This is a genomic window from Streptomyces sp. NPDC001880, assembly GCF_053594575.1.
On record NZ_JBSFET010000024.1, the window covers coordinates 29,861 to 44,391 of the forward strand.

Consider the following 14,531-nt stretch of genomic DNA (forward strand, 5'->3'; position numbering starts at 1 on the left):
GAATTCACATGCCTCAGGCGCGGGCCGCCGCCTCGAAGGCCCCCCGCGCCAGCCGGTGCAGCAGCGCAGCCGTGCCCGCGCGGTCCGGCTGCGCACCGGGCCGGCCCAGGTGCGGGGTCGAGTTCAGCAGGCCGAAGACGGCGTGAACGGCGGCGCGGGCCTCGTGCTCGGGCAGGTCCGGGTACATCTCGCGGACCACCTGCACCCACACCTCGACGTACTGCCGCTGGAGCTGACGGACCCGCTTGCGGTCGGCGTCCCGGAGCCGGTCCAGCTCGCGATCGTGGAGGGTGATCAGGGGACGGTCGTCGAGGGCGAAGTCGATGTGCCCCACGATGAGCGCGTCGAGCAGGGCCTGCGGGCAGCCGTCCGCGCAGGCGGCGTCCTCCGAGACGCGCAGCCGGCCGCCCGCCAGCAGCCGCTCACTGATCCCGACCAGCAGCTCGGCGAGCATCGCGTCCTTGCCGGGGAAGTGGCGATAGAGCCCGGGGCCACTGATGCCGACGGCAGCGCCTATCTCGTCGACACCGACGCCGTGGAAGCCGCGCTCGGCAAAGAGGCGGGCGGCCTCCTTGAGGATCTGCTCGCGGCGGGTGGGGGCGTCCGTCCTGGTGGCCATGGATTCGATTCTAGACAGTCGGGTTAGCGAACGTTAACCTGAAGTCGGACGTTAACGGTCACTAACTACTGCGGTACGGGCAAGGGGGCTCGACACGATGCAGCAGGCACCGGTGCTGGCGAGCGCGGCCGATCCCGCCTCCGAGGCCTGGAAGGCCAACGAGGCGGCGCATCACGCGCTCGCCGACGAGCTGCGTGAGCGGCTCGCCACGGCCAGGCTCGGCGGGGGTGAGAGGGCCCGCGCCCGGCATGTGGCGCGCGGCAAGCTGCTGCCCAGGGACCGGGTGGACACCCTCCTCGATCCGGGTTCCCCGTTCCTGGAGCTGGCCCCGCTGGCGGCCGAGGGTCTGTACGGCGGCGCCGCCCCGGCGGCCGGGGTGATCGCCGGGATCGGCCGGGTCAGCGGCCGGGAGTGCGTGGTCGTCGCCAATGACGCGACCGTCAAGGGCGGCACGTACTACCCGATGACGGTGAAGAAGCACCTCCGGGCCCAGGAAGTGGCGCTGGAGAATCGTCTCCCCTGCCTCTACCTCGTCGACTCGGGCGGTGCGTTCCTGCCGATGCAGGACGAGGTCTTCCCCGACCGGGAGCACTTCGGGCGGATCTTCTACAACCAGGCCCGGATGTCGGGGGCCGGCATTCCGCAGATCGCGGCAGTGCTGGGCTCGTGCACGGCGGGCGGGGCGTACGTCCCCGCGATGAGCGACGAGGCCGTGATCGTCCGCAACCAGGGCACGATCTTCCTGGGCGGCCCCCCGCTGGTGAAGGCCGCGACCGGCGAGGTCGTGACGGCCGAGGAGCTGGGCGGCGGCGAGGTGCACTCCCGTACGTCGGGGGTCACCGACCATCTCGCCGAGGACGACGCGCACGCGCTGCGGATCGTGCGGAACATCGTGGCCACCCTGCCGGACCGGGGCGCGCTGCCGTGGTCCGTGCGTCCGGTCGACGAGCCCAAGGTCGATCCCGCGGGTCTGTACGGCGCCGTCCCGGTCGACTCCCGCACTCCGTACGACGTACGGGAGGTGATCGCCCGGGTCGTCGACGGCTCGCGGTTCGCCGAGTTCAAGGCCGAGTACGGGACGACGCTGATCACCGGCTTCGCTCACATCCACGGCCACCCCGTCGGCATCGTCGCCAACAACGGCATCCTGTTCTCCGAGTCGGCCCAGAAGGGCGCCCACTTCATCGAGCTGTGCGACCAGCGCGGCATCCCGCTGGTCTTCCTGCAGAACATCTCCGGCTTCATGGTGGGCCGGGACTACGAGGCCGGCGGCATCGCCAAGCACGGCGCCAAGATGGTGACGGCGGTCGCCTGCACCCGCGTCCCCAAGCTGACCGTGGTGGTCGGCGGTTCGTACGGCGCGGGCAACTACTCCATGTGCGGCCGGGCCTACTCCCCCCGCTTCCTGTGGATGTGGCCCAACGCGAAGATCTCCGTCATGGGCGGCGAGCAGGCCGCGTCCGTCCTCGCGACGGTCAAGCGCGACCAGCTGGGTGACGACTGGAGCGCGGCGGACGAGGAGGCCTTCAAGGCCCCGATCCGCGAGCAGTACGAGACGCAGGGCAACGCGTACTACGCCACGGCCCGGCTCTGGGACGACGGGGTGATCGACCCGATGGAGACCCGGCAGGTGCTGGGACTCGCCCTGACCGCGTGTGCCAATGCCCCACTTCCCCAAAGGGACTACACAGCGCCCGGCTTCGGCGTCTTCCGGATGTGAGGAACAGATGACGATGTTCGACACGGTTCTGGTCGCCAACCGCGGCGAGATCGCGGTACGTGTCATCCGCACGCTGCGGGAGCTGGGCATCCGCTCGGTCGCCGTCTTCAGCGACGCGGACGCGGACGCCCGGCACGTCCGGGAGGCCGACACGGCAGTACGGATCGGGCCCGCCCCGGCTGCCATGAGCTATCTGAGCGTGCCCGCGCTGCTGGACGCGGCCCGCCGCGCCGGCGCGCAGGCCGTCCACCCGGGATACGGCTTCCTCGCCGAGAACGCGAGCTTCGCGCGGGCGTGCGCCGAGGCGGGGCTGACCTTCATCGGCCCGCCCGCCTCCGCCATCACGCTGATGGGCGACAAGATCCGGGCCAAGGAGACGGTCGCGGCGGCCGGGGTTCCGGTGGTGCCCGGCTCCTCGGGGAGCGGGCTCACCGACGACCGGCTGGTCGACGCGGCCCGCGAGATCGGGATGCCGGTGCTGCTGAAGCCCTCGGCGGGCGGCGGCGGCAAGGGCATGCGGCTGGTGCGCGACGAGACCCTGCTCGGGGACGAGATCGCGGCTGCCCGGCGCGAGGCGCGGGCCTCGTTCGGCGACGACACCCTGCTGGTGGAGCGGTGGATCGACCGCCCCCGGCACATCGAGATCCAGGTACTGGCGGACGCCCACGGCAACGTGGTCCACCTCGGCGAGCGCGAGTGCTCGCTCCAGCGCCGCCACCAGAAGATCATCGAGGAGGCGCCCTCGGTCCTGCTCGACGAGGAGACCCGGGCGGCGATGGGCGAGGCGGCCGTCCAGGCGGCGCGCTCCTGCGGCTATGTGGGCGCGGGCACGGTGGAGTTCATCGTCCCGGGCAACGACCCAGCCTCGTACTTCTTCATGGAGATGAACACCCGCCTCCAGGTCGAGCACCCGGTCACCGAGCTGATCGCCGGCCTGGACCTGGTGGAGTGGCAGCTCAGGGTCGCGGCGGGCGAGCAACTCCCCTACGAGCAGCGGGACATCGCGCTCACCGGCCATGCGATCGAGGCCCGGATCTGCGCGGAGGACCCGGCGCGCGGCTTCCTGCCCTCGGGAGGCACGGTCCTCGCACTGCACGAGCCCCAGGGCAACGGGGTGCGGACGGACTCCGGGCTCGGCGAGGGCGGCGAGGTCGGCAGCCTGTACGACCCGATGCTGTCGAAGGTCATCGCGTACGGCCCCGACCGTGCCACCGCCCTGCGCCGGCTGCGGGCGGCGCTCGCGGACACGGTGATCCTCGGCGTCCCGACCAACGCGGGCTTCCTGCGCCGGCTGCTCGCCCACCCGGCGGTGGTGGCGGGCGATCTGGACACCGGCCTGGTGGAGCGCGAGGTGGACGGCCTGGTGCCTCAGGGCGTGCCCGAGGAGGTGTACGCGGCGGCGGCACTGCTGCGCCGGTCCACGGCCCCTGTCGTCTCCCCCGCCGGCGCCTCCGGCTGGGTCGACCCGTTCTCGGTGGCGAGCGGCTGGCGGCTCGGCGGCACCCCGGCCCGCACGGTGCTCGACTTCCGGCTGCCGGGACACGACCCGGTGCAGGTCTCGCTGCGCTCCTGCCCGACCGGTACGGAGCTGACGTTCGGCCATGTCGGGGAGGGCGCGCAGCCGCCGGAGCCCGTGACCGGGGCGTGCGGTCCGCTGGCCCCGCTGCCGGGCGGCAGGGAGACGGCCAGGCTGGTCGAGGTCTCCGGACCCCGCCTCTCCCTCGAACTCGCCGGTGTCACCCATGCGTTCACCCATGCCGTGTCCCCGGACGGCGTGTGGCTGGGCCGGGACGGCGACAGCTGGCACGTACAGGATCACGACCCGGTGGCGGCGTCGCTGGCCGGCGCGGGCCGTTGTGGGGCGGACACGCTCGCCGCACCCATGCCCGGGACGGTCACCGTGGTGAAGGTGGCGGTCGGGGACGAGGTCGTGGCCGGGCAGAGCCTGCTGGTGGTGGAGGCGATGAAGATGGAGCACGTCATCTCCGCCCCGCACGCCGGGACCGTGACCGAGCTGGACGTGAGCGCCGGTGCCACGGTCGCCATGGACCAGATCCTGGCCGTGGTCGCCCCCGTCGAGGCTCCCGGGGAGGAAGCATGACGACGTCCCGCACCCTGCCCATGACCGTACCGGCCCAGGATCTGCCCGCCCGGGTGCGCATCCACGAGGTCGGCGCCCGCGACGGGCTGCAGAACGAGAAGACCGTCGTACCGACCGAGGTGAAGGCGGAGTTCATCCACCGGCTGGCCGCCTCGGGCCTGACCACCGTCGAGGCGACCAGCTTCGTGCACCCCAAGTGGGTGCCCCAACTGGCCGACGCCGAGGACCTGTTCCCCCGCCTCGCCGACATCGACGGCGTCGCCCTGCCGGTCCTCGTTCCGAACGAACGCGGCCTGGACCGGGCGCTGGCGCTCGGTGCCCGCCGGATAGCCGTGTTCGGTTCCGCGACCGAGACGTTCGCCGCCCGCAATCTCAACCGCACCGTCGACGAGTCGCTCGCCATGTTCGAGCCGGTCGTGGCCCGCGCCAAGGCCGACAAGGTGCATGTCCGCGGCTATCTGTCGATGTGCTTCGGCGACCCGTGGGAGGGGCCCGTCCCCGTTCACCGGGTCGTGCGCGTCGCCAAGGCGCTGATGGACCTCGGCTGCGACGAGCTCTCCCTCGGCGACACCATCGGCGTGGCCACGCCCGGCCATGTGCTGACCCTGCTCGCCGAGCTGAACGAGGAGGGCGTGCCCACCGACACCATCGGCGTGCACTTCCACGACACCTACGGGCAGGCCCTCTCCAACACCCTCGCCGCGCTCCAGCACGGGGTGACCACGGTGGACGCCTCCGCGGGCGGCCTCGGCGGCTGCCCGTACGCCAGGAGCGCGACCGGGAATCTCGCCACCGAGGACCTCGTGTGGATGCTCGACGGCCTCGGCGTCGAAACCGGGGTCGATCTCGACGCGCTCACCGCCACCAGCGTGTGGCTCGCCGATCAACTGGGCCGCCCCAGCCCTTCCCGTACCGTCCGCGCGCTCTCGGTGCGATAGACACCGTCCCACAAGGAGTGACCCCTGCCATGTCCCTGGACCACCGGCTGACCGCCGAACACGAGGAACTGCGGCGCACCGTCGAGGAGTTCGCGCACGACGTCGTCGCGCCGAAGATCGGCGACTTCTACGAAAGGCACGAGTTCCCGTACGAGATCGTGCGGGAGATGGGGCGGATGGGCCTGTTCGGGCTGCCGTTCCCGGAGGAGTACGGCGGCATGGGCGGCGACTATCTCGCCCTCGGGATCGCCCTGGAGGAGCTGGCCCGGGTCGACTCCTCCGTGGCGATCACGCTGGAGGCCGGGGTCTCGCTCGGCGCGATGCCGGTCTACCGCTTCGGCACCGAGGAGCAGAAGCGGCGGTGGCTGCCGAAGCTCTGCTCGGGCGAGGCGCTCGGCGCGTTCGGCCTGACCGAGCCGGACGGCGGCTCGGACGCGGGCGGCACCCGGACGACGGCGGTGCGCGACGAGGCCACCGGCGAGTGGGTGATCAACGGCTCCAAGTGCTTCATCACCAACTCCGGGACGGACATCACGGAGTTGGTCACGGTGACGGCGGTGACCGGCCGCAAGGAGAACGGCGCCCCGCGCATCTCCTCGATCATCGTGCCGTCCGGCACCCCCGGTTTCACGGTCGCCGCCCCGTACTCCAAGGTCGGCTGGAACGCCTCGGACACCCGCGAGCTGTCCTTCACCGACGTCCGCGTCCCGCTGGAGAACCTGCTGGGCGAGGAGGGCCGCGGCTACGCCCAGTTCCTGCGCATCCTGGACGAGGGCCGGATCGCCATCTCCGCCCTGTCCACGGGTCTGGCACAGGGCTGCGTCGACGAGTCGGTGAAGTACGCCGCCGAGCGCCACGCGTTCGGCAAGCCGATCGGCGCCAACCAGGCCATCCAGTTCAAGATCGCGGACATGGAGATGCGCGCCCACATGGCCCGCATCGGCTGGCGCGACGCGGCCTCGCGCATGGTGGCGGGCGAGCCGTTCAAGAAGGAGGCGGCGATCGCGAAGCTGTACTCGTCGACGGTGGCGGTGGACAACGCCCGCGAGGCGACCCAGATCCACGGCGGCTACGGCTTCATGAACGAGTACCCGGTCGCCAGGATGTGGCGCGACTCCAAGATCCTGGAAATCGGCGAGGGCACGAGCGAGGTCCAGCGGATGCTGATCGCCCGCGAGTTGGGCCTCCCGGCCTGACCGGACGACGGCACGGGCCGGGCGGACGGGCGGGCAGGCGGACAGCCGGTCGGCCCTGGACCGCCCGGCGACCCGTCCTGCCGGTCAGCCCGTGGCAGCGGGACCGGCCGGCAGGTGGACGGTCATGATCAGGGTGCAGGCTTCGGTGCCCGCGCCGCGGTAGGCGTGCGGGGTGTCGCCGTCGAACGTGGCGGTCTGGCCGGCTTCGAGGGGGTACTCGGTGCCGTCGACAACCAGGGTCATCCGGCCGGAGGTGATGCTGACGGTTTCCACGACCCCGGGCTGGTGGGGGTGGCTGGGGTATTCCTCGCCCGGTTGCAGCCGCCAGCGCCAGAACTCGACGGGGGCCGGGCCGGAGGTCGTCAGTACGAGCCGGGCCTCACCGCCCTTCGCGCCGGTCCACAGCGGTGCCACGTCGTCGGAGGTCACGACACGGACCCGGCCCTCGGGCGGTCCCTGCATCAGGGCGGAGACCGAGATGCCGAGGGTGTCGGCCAGCCGGACCAGGGTGGCCAGGTTGGGATTGCCCTGGGCCTTCTCCAGTCCCACCAGGGCGCCCTTGCTGACCTGGGCGCGTCGGCTGAGCTCCTCCAGCGACAGGCCGGCGCGGGTGCGGGCCGCCCGGACGTTGTGCGCAACCGTCCGCAGGGCTGCGGCCGTCTCGGCCACCTGATCACCATCCTTGCAAGTGGAACACTTCAATGCACCGCACGGTCGGTTGGTTGACACAACCCGGTCGTTCTGCTGTACGGTGCGGTCGTTCCATTGAATGGTAAGGGATGTGCTGTGCTTGCTCTGCTGCTCGCCCTGGGCAGCTCACTCGCCTACGGGTGCGCCGACTTCCTCGGCGGCCTCGGCGCCCGCAAGGCACACGTGCTGCGCACCGTGATGATCGCGGCGCCGGCCAGCCTCGCGGTCGAGCTGCTGCTGTGGCCGCTCCTCGGTGCCTCGTTCAGCGCCGGTGCCCTCGGCTGGGGCGCCGCGTCGGGGGTCGCCTCGGCCGCCGCGTTCGCCATGCTCTACCGGACCCTGGCGATCGGCCCGATGAACGTGCTCTCGCCCGTCACCGCGCTGGTCTCCGCCGCCTTGCCGGTCGGGGTGGGACTGATGCAGGGCGAACACCTGGGCGCCGCCGGACTGGTGGGCCTGCCGCTCGCGCTGGCGGCGGTGGTGCTGGTCAGCGCCGGACACGGCGCCGGGGTGACGCGCCCCTCCCGTACCGCACTGCTGCTGGCCTTCGGCGCGGGCGCCGCCATCGCGCTCCAGCTGGTCTTCCTGCACCAGGCACCGTCCGACAGCGGGGTGGCCCCGCTGATCGTGGGCCGGGCGGTCTCCTCGGCCATCACTCTGGCCGCGGCGGGGCTGCTGCACCGCAGGCTGGGCCCCGAGCGGCCCGCGTACGCGCTGTCGGCGACCGCGGGTGTGCTGGACTCCCTGGCGAACCTGATGTTCCTGCTCGCCGCCCGCAGCGGGGACCTCACCGTCGTCGCCGTGATCACCGCCCTCTACCCCGCGGGCACGGTCCTGCTCGCCCGGAGCGTGCTCGCCGAACGCATCCACCGCGGCCAGCTCGTCGGCCTGGGCACCGCCGCCGTCGCCGTCGGCCTCCTCGCCCTGACCTGATCCCGGTCCGTCGCCTCGCCGAGCAGGGCGCCCCGCCACGCATCGACCCGGCCGTCGACTCCTGCGACATCGTCTCCGCCCAGCACGGCCTGCCCGCCGGGGCCTTCGATCCGGACCGGTTCGACGTCCGAGTCCCCCGCCGGCCGCCGCGCGGGCCGCGCGGCAGGGTCCGTGGCGTCGTCGACCGGCGACAACGCCGCCAGGCACCGCCCATCGGCACGCGACGCCGCCCCATCCATGCGCGCGACCTCCGCATCACCCCGCGCTCCCGCCCGAGCCGGGGTTCTCGTCGACAGAATCGCGGACGTCCCGGTGACCGAAGAGGGCGCATGCCGCTCCGCTCCTGCGCGCTGCCGTGGCCAACTGCCGCACACGCGACGCGCCCCCGGCGGGGCGCCCCGCGGCCCGCCCGGTCAAGAGCATCTATTCGGCCAGCATCACCACGGAACCGGACATACCGCGCGAGGTGCGTCAACAGAGGTGATTCAGCCTGATATCCATGGCCTGCCGTACTGACCCCGCCGGTGCGCACGGCCTCACAGGAAGGGCGCGCACCGGCCTGCCGGAACGAGGTATGCCCGTGAGGTTGTTCCGCCGCGCCATCGGCCGGTCCGCCGCCGCTCTCGCCACAGCGCTCGCCGCCGCGCTCTCCCTGACCGCATTCGGCGGCACCGCCGTCGCGGCCCCGGCCGCCACCGCGTCCGTCGGGCCCGTCAAGCTCTACGTCAAGGGCTTCGGCAGCGGCCCGCTGAACGTGGCCGTGCAGTCAGCCCGCGAGACCGGGCTCGACGCCGCGGTCGCTCGCGGCTTCGCGCGCTCCGACTGCCAGGTGAGCGCCGGCCCCACCGTCGTCAACTCGCTTCCGAACGGATGGGTGCAGGTGCACATCGAGTACCTGTGCACCGGCGAGCCCGACGTGGGCGCCCCGACCTTCGTGCTCTACCGCTACCACAAGAGCTCCGACACCCGGAGCACCCCGTGGGACGCCCCCGTCGGCTATGACCTCCAGGGCCCGCTGGGCACCCTGTTCACCGCGCCCAATCCGGGCACCCAGCCCCTCTACCTCTGCCAGGTGCGCGGCGACCACTTCGCCACCACCGACGTCGGCTGCGAGGGCCAGACGTACGTGACGCGCCTCGGCTGGCTGTACGCCGCACCGCCCGCCGGAACGTCGAGCCTGCCGCTGCTGCGCTGCCTGCGCAAGGAGAACCGGCAGATCTTCGAGTCCCACCAGCCCGACTGCGAGGGGCAGATCATGGGCGGGACCCTCGGCTACCTCCTGCCCTGACCACTCCTTCACTCGCCCCGCCTCGCCCCGACCCGGTCCGGTTCATTCCGGACCGGGTCGGGTCGCAGGTCAGGCCTTGACCGCGACCTGTTCGGGCATGGCCTCGGCACCGGCCTCGACGCGGCGCACGGCCGGGATGGCGGCGGCGATCACCGCCGCGACCAGGGCGACACCGCAACCGACCAGGAGTCCGGTACGGAAGCCGTTCTCGGAGGTGAGGGTGTAGCCGCCCATGGTGACGGTCATCTGCGAGAGGACCACGCCGATCACCGCGGCGCCGATCGATGTGCCGAGGGAGCGCATGAGCGTGTTGAAGCCGTTGGCGGCGGCGGTCTCGGACAGCGGGACCGAGCCCATGATCAGTGCGGGCATCGCACCGTAGGCCAGACCGACACCGCTGCTGGTCACCATGCCGACCACCATCAGGCCCCACGCGGAGCCCATGAGCACCAGCGCCAGGCCGTAGCCTCCCGCGATGACCAGGATGCCGCACACCAGGGTGAACTTCGGGCCCCGGGCGTCGATGAGCTTTCCGCCGAGCGGGGAGACGATCATCATCATGATCCCGCCGGGCGCCAGCCACAGGCCCGCCGCGAGCATCGACTGGCCCAGGCCGTAGCCGGTGGCGGAGGGCAGCTGAAGAAGCTGCGGCGCGATCAGCATGCTGGCGTACATGCCGAAGCCGACGAAGACGGAGGCGAGGTTGGTCATCAGCACCCGGGGGCGCGCGGTGGTGCGCAGGTCGACCAGCGGGTCCTGAGTACGCAGCTCCCACAGGCCCCAGGCGATCAGGACCACGACGGCGGCGGCGAACAGGCCGAGCGTGGTGGCCGAGCCCCAGCCCCAGTCGGCCCCCTTGGAGACCGCGAGCAGCAGGCAGACCAGCCCCGCCCCGAGACCGAGCGCACCGAGCACGTCGAACCGCTGCCCCTTGGCTCCGACCGGCACGTCGGGGATCAGGAACCAGATCAGCACCGCGACCACGGTGGCGAGACCGGCCGAGCCCCAGAACAGCACCCGCCAGTCCGTGTACTGGGCGACCGCCGCGGCGATCGGCAGGCCGAGCGCGCCGCCGATGCCCATGGAGGCGCTGACCAGCGCGATGGACGAGCTGAGCTTCTCCGCCGGGACCACATCACGCAGCAGGGCGATGCCGAGCGGCAGCACGCCCATGCCCATGCCCTGCAGACCGCGGCCGACGATCATGGGGACGACGGACGAGGAGAGCGCGCACACCACCGAGCCGACTATCAGCGGCACGGAGCACACAAGGAGCATCCGGCGCTTGCCGGCCATGTCGCCCAGCCGTCCGGAGACGGGCACGCAGACAGCGGACACCAACAGGGTGACAGTGATCACCCATGCCGCGTTCGAGGGGGTGGTGCTCAGGATCTGCGGCAGCTCCGCGATGAGCGGGGTGACCAGGGTCTGCATGATCGCCGCCGTGACACCGGCAATGGCCAGCGTGGCGACGACGCCGCCGGTGCGAGTTGATGGCTGGGGTGCGCCCATCCGGGACTCCTCGGGTGTGTATCGGAAGAAGGTCATGCATCGTACACACGCCATGTATCGGACACACCATATGTGCCTTGCATGGGCCATGGGAGAATGGACGCCGACACGCGGAAGCACGCCGGGACGCCCGGACGACAGCAGGAGGCGGCAGGCGCATGACCAGGCCCACCCACGAGGTCGAGTACGAGCAGATGCTCCTCAGCCGCCACGGCCTCCTGCAGAACAAGGGCGGCCGCCGCAAGGACGGCCTGATGGACCACAGCGCCTACATCCTGCTCAGCCGTGTCCGCATCCAGGGGCCGATGTCGATCGGCGAGCTCAGCGACGCCTTCGGGCTCGACGTCTCCACCCTCAACCGGCAGACCGCGGCAGCCATGCGCGCCGGACTCGTGGAACGCATCCCGGACCCCGAAGGCGGCATGGCCCGCAAGTTCCGGATCACCGACGAGGGCGCCCGCATGCTCGACGCGGAACGCGAGGGCCTCGTCCGCTCCCTGGAGCGGGTCATGACCAACTGGTCGGACGAGGACATCTCCGGCTTCGCCGCCTACCTGAGGCGCTTCAACACCGACATCGAGCGCCTGGCCGGCCGCCCCTGGCCGCGCCCCTGACCGTTCACGGCACACGGTCCGTGCCCGACTCGCACGACCGCGGCGCATCGGGGTACGCGGTGCGGCCGACCGCGGAATCCGGTCGACAGCGCGCCGCACCGCGCGGCAGAGTCTGCCCATGAAGCCGCAGCACTGGCCCCTGTACGGGCTCCGCCTCCGCACGCCCCGCCTGGAACTGCGCCTCCCCGGCCTGGAGTTGCTGGACGAGCTCGCATCGGTCGCCGCAGACGGGGTGCACGCGCCGGGCGAGATGCCGTTCACAGCCCCCTGGACCGCCGTACCGCCCGCGGAGCGCGGCAGGGCGGTGTTCCAGCATGTGCTGTCCACCGTCGCCGACTGGTCGCCACAGGACTGGGCGTTGAGCCTCGCCGTGCTGCACGAGGGCAGGGTGGTCGGGCGGCAGGACCTGACGGCCACGGACTTCGCCGTGACCGGCCAGGTCGCCACCGGGTCGTGGCTGGGCCTGGCCCACCAGGGCCGGGGCATCGGCACCGAGATGCGGGCCGCCGTCCTGCATCTCGCCTTCGCCGGCCTCGGGGCCCGGACCGCGGTGTCGTCCGCGATGACCGACAACCTGCGCTCGCTGGGCGTCTCGCGCCGGCTCGGCTATCTGCCGAACGGCCTCACGGTCGCCGCCGTACGGGGAGCGCCGGTCACCCTGCAACAACTGCAGATGGACCGGGCGCGCTGGGAGGAGTGCCGGAGCGTCGAGGTCACGGTCGAGGGACTCGACGGCTGCCGGGCCGGGTTCGGGGCATGACGCTGCTGGTGCACACCTTTGTGTACGACGAGCGGGGGGAGTGCAGGCTGCTCGACGACCCCGACGACGGAAGCGACATGGCCGGCTTCGAGAGCTGCCGGACCAAGCTCTGGGGTTCGGAGCTCGCCCGTACGCTCGGGGCCCGGTGCCTTCCCGGGCTGGCCGCCGACGACCTCTGCGTACAGCCCGAGGACATCGAGGAGTTCCTCGCCGAGTGCGAGCTGCTGCGCGGGCACACCGCAAGGCTCGGTGCGGTCGGCGGCTACCGGGAGGACTACGTGGCGGCGCGGCTCGCCAACATCACCCGGGCCGCGCTGCGGGCCCGGTCGGTGGGCGGCGGGGTCCTGGTCTGGTGAGCGGCGACGGCCGAGGGCGCGTGGAGCGCGGGCACCGGGGCCGTCCGGCGACCGGAGGCGGGCGGTCGCCGGACGGGCCCGGTCGGCTCACTCGGCGGCCCAGGGAACCTGTGGCGCCCGGTAGTAGTTGACGCCGAGCGCCGAGAGCCTCGGCCCCTGCGCGCCCAGCCGCACCTTGTACGCCTCCCAGTCGTGCGTGGCCGCGGGCGACCAGCCGAGCTCCGCGACCCCGGGGAGCCGGGGGAACGCCATCTGCTCGATCTCGTCGCTGTTGGTCAGGGTCTCCGACCAGAGCGGCGCCTCGACACCGAGGACCGAGTCCTCCGGGACACCGGCCAGGTACGTCGCCGGGTCCCAGTCGTAGGAGCGCTGGACCGGGACGTAGCCGGCCCAGGCCAGGCCCAGCTCGGTGTCCTTGTCGTACTTCATGTCGAGGTAGCTGCGGTCGGCCGGGGACAGCACCAGCTTCGTGCCGTTCACGGCGGCGTCCGCGACCTGCTTGCGCTCGGCGGCACCCGTCCGGTCGTAACCCCAGTACTGGGCGACCGCCCCCTTCACCGGCGTGCCCCCGGTCAGCTGGTGCCAGCCCACCACGGTCTTGCCGTACTTGCCGACGACGGCCTGCGCCTTGTCCATGAAGGCCACGTAGTCCTCGTGGCTGGTGGAGTGCGCCTCGTCACCCCCGATGTGGAGGTACTTGCCGGGGGTGAGCGCGGCGAGCTCACGGACCACGTCGTCCACGAATTCGTACGTGACGGCCTTCGGGACGCAGAGCGAGCTGAAGCCGACATTGGTGCCGGTGTACAGCGGCGGCGCGACCCCGTTGCAGTTCAGCTCCGCGTACGAGGCGAGTGCCGCGTTGGTGTGGCCGGGCAGGTCGATCTCCGGCACGACCTCCAGATAGCGGGAGGCCGCGTACCGGACGATCTCCTTGTAGTCGCTCTTCGTGTAGTAGCCGCCGGGGCCGCCGCCGACCTCCGTCTGCCCGCCGTACGTGGCGAGCCGCGGCCAGGAGTCGATGGCGATCCGCCAGCCCTGGTCGTCGGAGAGATGCAGATGGAGCTTGTTCATCTTGTAGAGGGCGAGCTGGTCGATGTAGCGCTTGACCTCGGCGACGGAGAAGAAGTGCCGGGAGACGTCGAGCATCGCGCTGCGGTACGCATAGCGCGGCGCGTCCTTGACCGTGCCTCCCGCGACCGTCCACGGACCCTTCTGGGGGCTCTTCTTCTCCACGTCGGCCGGGAGCAGTTGACGGAGCGTCTGGACGCCGTGGAAGAGCCCTGCGGGGCCGCGTGCGGTGATGGTGACGGAGCCCCGGCTCGACTTCAGGCTGTAGCCCTCGGCGCCCAGTTCGCCGTTGCGGGGATCGAGACGCAGCCGGATGCCGTTGCCCGCGTCGCCGGTGACCGGCAGCGGATATCCGGTGGACGGGCGCAGCACGCCCGCCAGGTAGTCGCCGACCCTCCGGGCCTCGCCGGAGCCGTCGACGCGGATCCTGGTGTCCGCGGTGATGGTGTACGGGGAGCCGCCGGGCCTCGCCTCGGCGGGGGCGGGCACGATCTGGCCGAGCGGACGGGGCGAGGCGGCGGCCGGGCCGCTGTTCGCCGCCGCTCCCCCCGGCGCCGCGCCGACACCGGAGATCCCGGCCGCCGTGACGAGCAGCAGCGAGCCGAGAAGGCGGGGCAGGGCGGTGCGCTGTGTCCTGTGCAGTCTCACGAGCCGGATCCCTTTCGACGGGTTCACACCTGTGGGTCTCCTGAGCAACCGAACCATCACCATGCGTATCGTGCGCCTCACGGATGGT

13 protein-coding genes are annotated in these 14,531 nt (G+C 72.0%); 9 read left to right on the forward strand and 4 right to left on the reverse strand.

The window, feature by feature from the left end:
• Positions 1–13 precede the first annotated feature (13 nt).
• Positions 14–619, reverse strand: a complete 606-nt coding sequence (locus ACWCQ6_RS16270) for an SACE_7040 family transcriptional regulator (RefSeq protein ID WP_451089634.1) — start codon at positions 617–619, stop codon at positions 14–16.
• Positions 620–716: 97 nt separating this feature from the next.
• Between ACWCQ6_RS16270 and ACWCQ6_RS16275 the strand changes: the two genes are divergently transcribed.
• Genes ACWCQ6_RS16275 through ACWCQ6_RS16290 form a run of 4 tightly spaced genes read left to right on the forward strand, consistent with a single transcriptional unit; the run spans position 717 to position 6,574 of the window.
• Positions 717–2,339 carry a carboxyl transferase domain-containing protein gene (locus ACWCQ6_RS16275; protein ID WP_451089636.1) on the forward strand — a complete coding sequence of 541 codons (1,623 nt, stop codon included), beginning with the start codon at positions 717–719 and terminating at the stop codon, positions 2,337–2,339.
• Between the two features lie 13 nt (positions 2,340–2,352).
• Positions 2,353–4,440, forward strand: a complete 2,088-nt coding sequence (locus ACWCQ6_RS16280) for an acetyl-CoA carboxylase biotin carboxylase subunit (RefSeq protein ID WP_451089736.1) — start codon at positions 2,353–2,355, stop codon at positions 4,438–4,440.
• Entirely contained in the window at positions 4,437–5,378 is a 942-nt protein-coding gene (locus tag ACWCQ6_RS16285) for a hydroxymethylglutaryl-CoA lyase (protein WP_451089638.1), read from the forward strand. The genes ACWCQ6_RS16280 and ACWCQ6_RS16285 overlap by 4 nt, the downstream gene beginning before the upstream one ends.
• 29 nt (positions 5,379–5,407) lie before the next feature.
• Positions 5,408–6,574: an acyl-CoA dehydrogenase family protein gene (locus ACWCQ6_RS16290; protein ID WP_451089640.1), complete on the forward strand. Its 1,167-nt coding sequence runs from the start codon at positions 5,408–5,410 to the stop codon at positions 6,572–6,574.
• An 84-nt stretch (positions 6,575–6,658) separates the two neighbouring features.
• Here ACWCQ6_RS16290 and ACWCQ6_RS16295 read toward each other — a convergent pair whose 3' ends face one another.
• The gene (locus ACWCQ6_RS16295) at positions 6,659–7,243 is read right to left on the reverse strand and encodes a helix-turn-helix domain-containing protein (RefSeq protein ID WP_451089642.1); all 585 of its coding nucleotides are present in this window, start codon (positions 7,241–7,243) and stop codon (positions 6,659–6,661) included.
• A 117-nt stretch (positions 7,244–7,360) separates the two neighbouring features.
• Here ACWCQ6_RS16295 and ACWCQ6_RS16300 point away from each other — a divergent pair, with 117 nt between their 5' ends.
• Both ACWCQ6_RS16300 and ACWCQ6_RS16305 read left to right on the forward strand, forming a co-directional pair.
• Positions 7,361–8,197 carry an EamA family transporter gene (locus tag ACWCQ6_RS16300; RefSeq protein WP_451089644.1) on the forward strand — a complete coding sequence of 279 codons (837 nt, stop codon included), beginning with the start codon at positions 7,361–7,363 and terminating at the stop codon, positions 8,195–8,197.
• 580 nt (positions 8,198–8,777) lie between these two features.
• Positions 8,778–9,485 (forward strand): hypothetical protein, encoded by a 708-nt coding sequence (locus ACWCQ6_RS16305; protein WP_451089646.1) that lies wholly within the window; start codon positions 8,778–8,780, stop codon positions 9,483–9,485.
• Positions 9,486–9,554: 69 nt separating this feature from the next.
• Here ACWCQ6_RS16305 and ACWCQ6_RS16310 read toward each other — a convergent pair whose 3' ends face one another.
• Complete coding sequence (locus ACWCQ6_RS16310) at positions 9,555–10,997, reverse strand: MFS transporter (protein ID WP_451089648.1); 1,443 nt, start codon at positions 10,995–10,997, stop codon at positions 9,555–9,557.
• Between the two features lie 158 nt (positions 10,998–11,155).
• On the opposite strand from ACWCQ6_RS16310, the gene ACWCQ6_RS16315 reads away from it, so the two are divergent.
• The 3 genes from ACWCQ6_RS16315 to ACWCQ6_RS16325 all read left to right on the forward strand — a co-directional run bounded on the left by ACWCQ6_RS16315 (position 11,156) and on the right by ACWCQ6_RS16325 (position 12,727).
• Complete coding sequence (locus ACWCQ6_RS16315; RefSeq protein ID WP_451089650.1) at positions 11,156–11,611, forward strand: MarR family winged helix-turn-helix transcriptional regulator; 456 nt, start codon at positions 11,156–11,158, stop codon at positions 11,609–11,611.
• 118 nt (positions 11,612–11,729) lie between these two features.
• Positions 11,730–12,371, forward strand: coding sequence for a GNAT family N-acetyltransferase (locus ACWCQ6_RS16320; RefSeq protein WP_451089652.1), 642 nt, complete (start codon positions 11,730–11,732; stop codon positions 12,369–12,371).
• Positions 12,368–12,727 (forward strand): hypothetical protein, encoded by a 360-nt coding sequence (locus ACWCQ6_RS16325; protein WP_451089654.1) that lies wholly within the window; start codon positions 12,368–12,370, stop codon positions 12,725–12,727. The genes ACWCQ6_RS16320 and ACWCQ6_RS16325 overlap by 4 nt, the downstream gene beginning before the upstream one ends.
• Positions 12,728–12,814: 87 nt before the next feature.
• Here ACWCQ6_RS16325 and ACWCQ6_RS16330 read toward each other — a convergent pair whose 3' ends face one another.
• Positions 12,815–14,443, reverse strand: coding sequence for a beta-N-acetylhexosaminidase (locus tag ACWCQ6_RS16330; protein ID WP_451089656.1), 1,629 nt, complete (start codon positions 14,441–14,443; stop codon positions 12,815–12,817).
• Between the last annotated feature and the right edge of the window lie 88 nt (positions 14,444–14,531).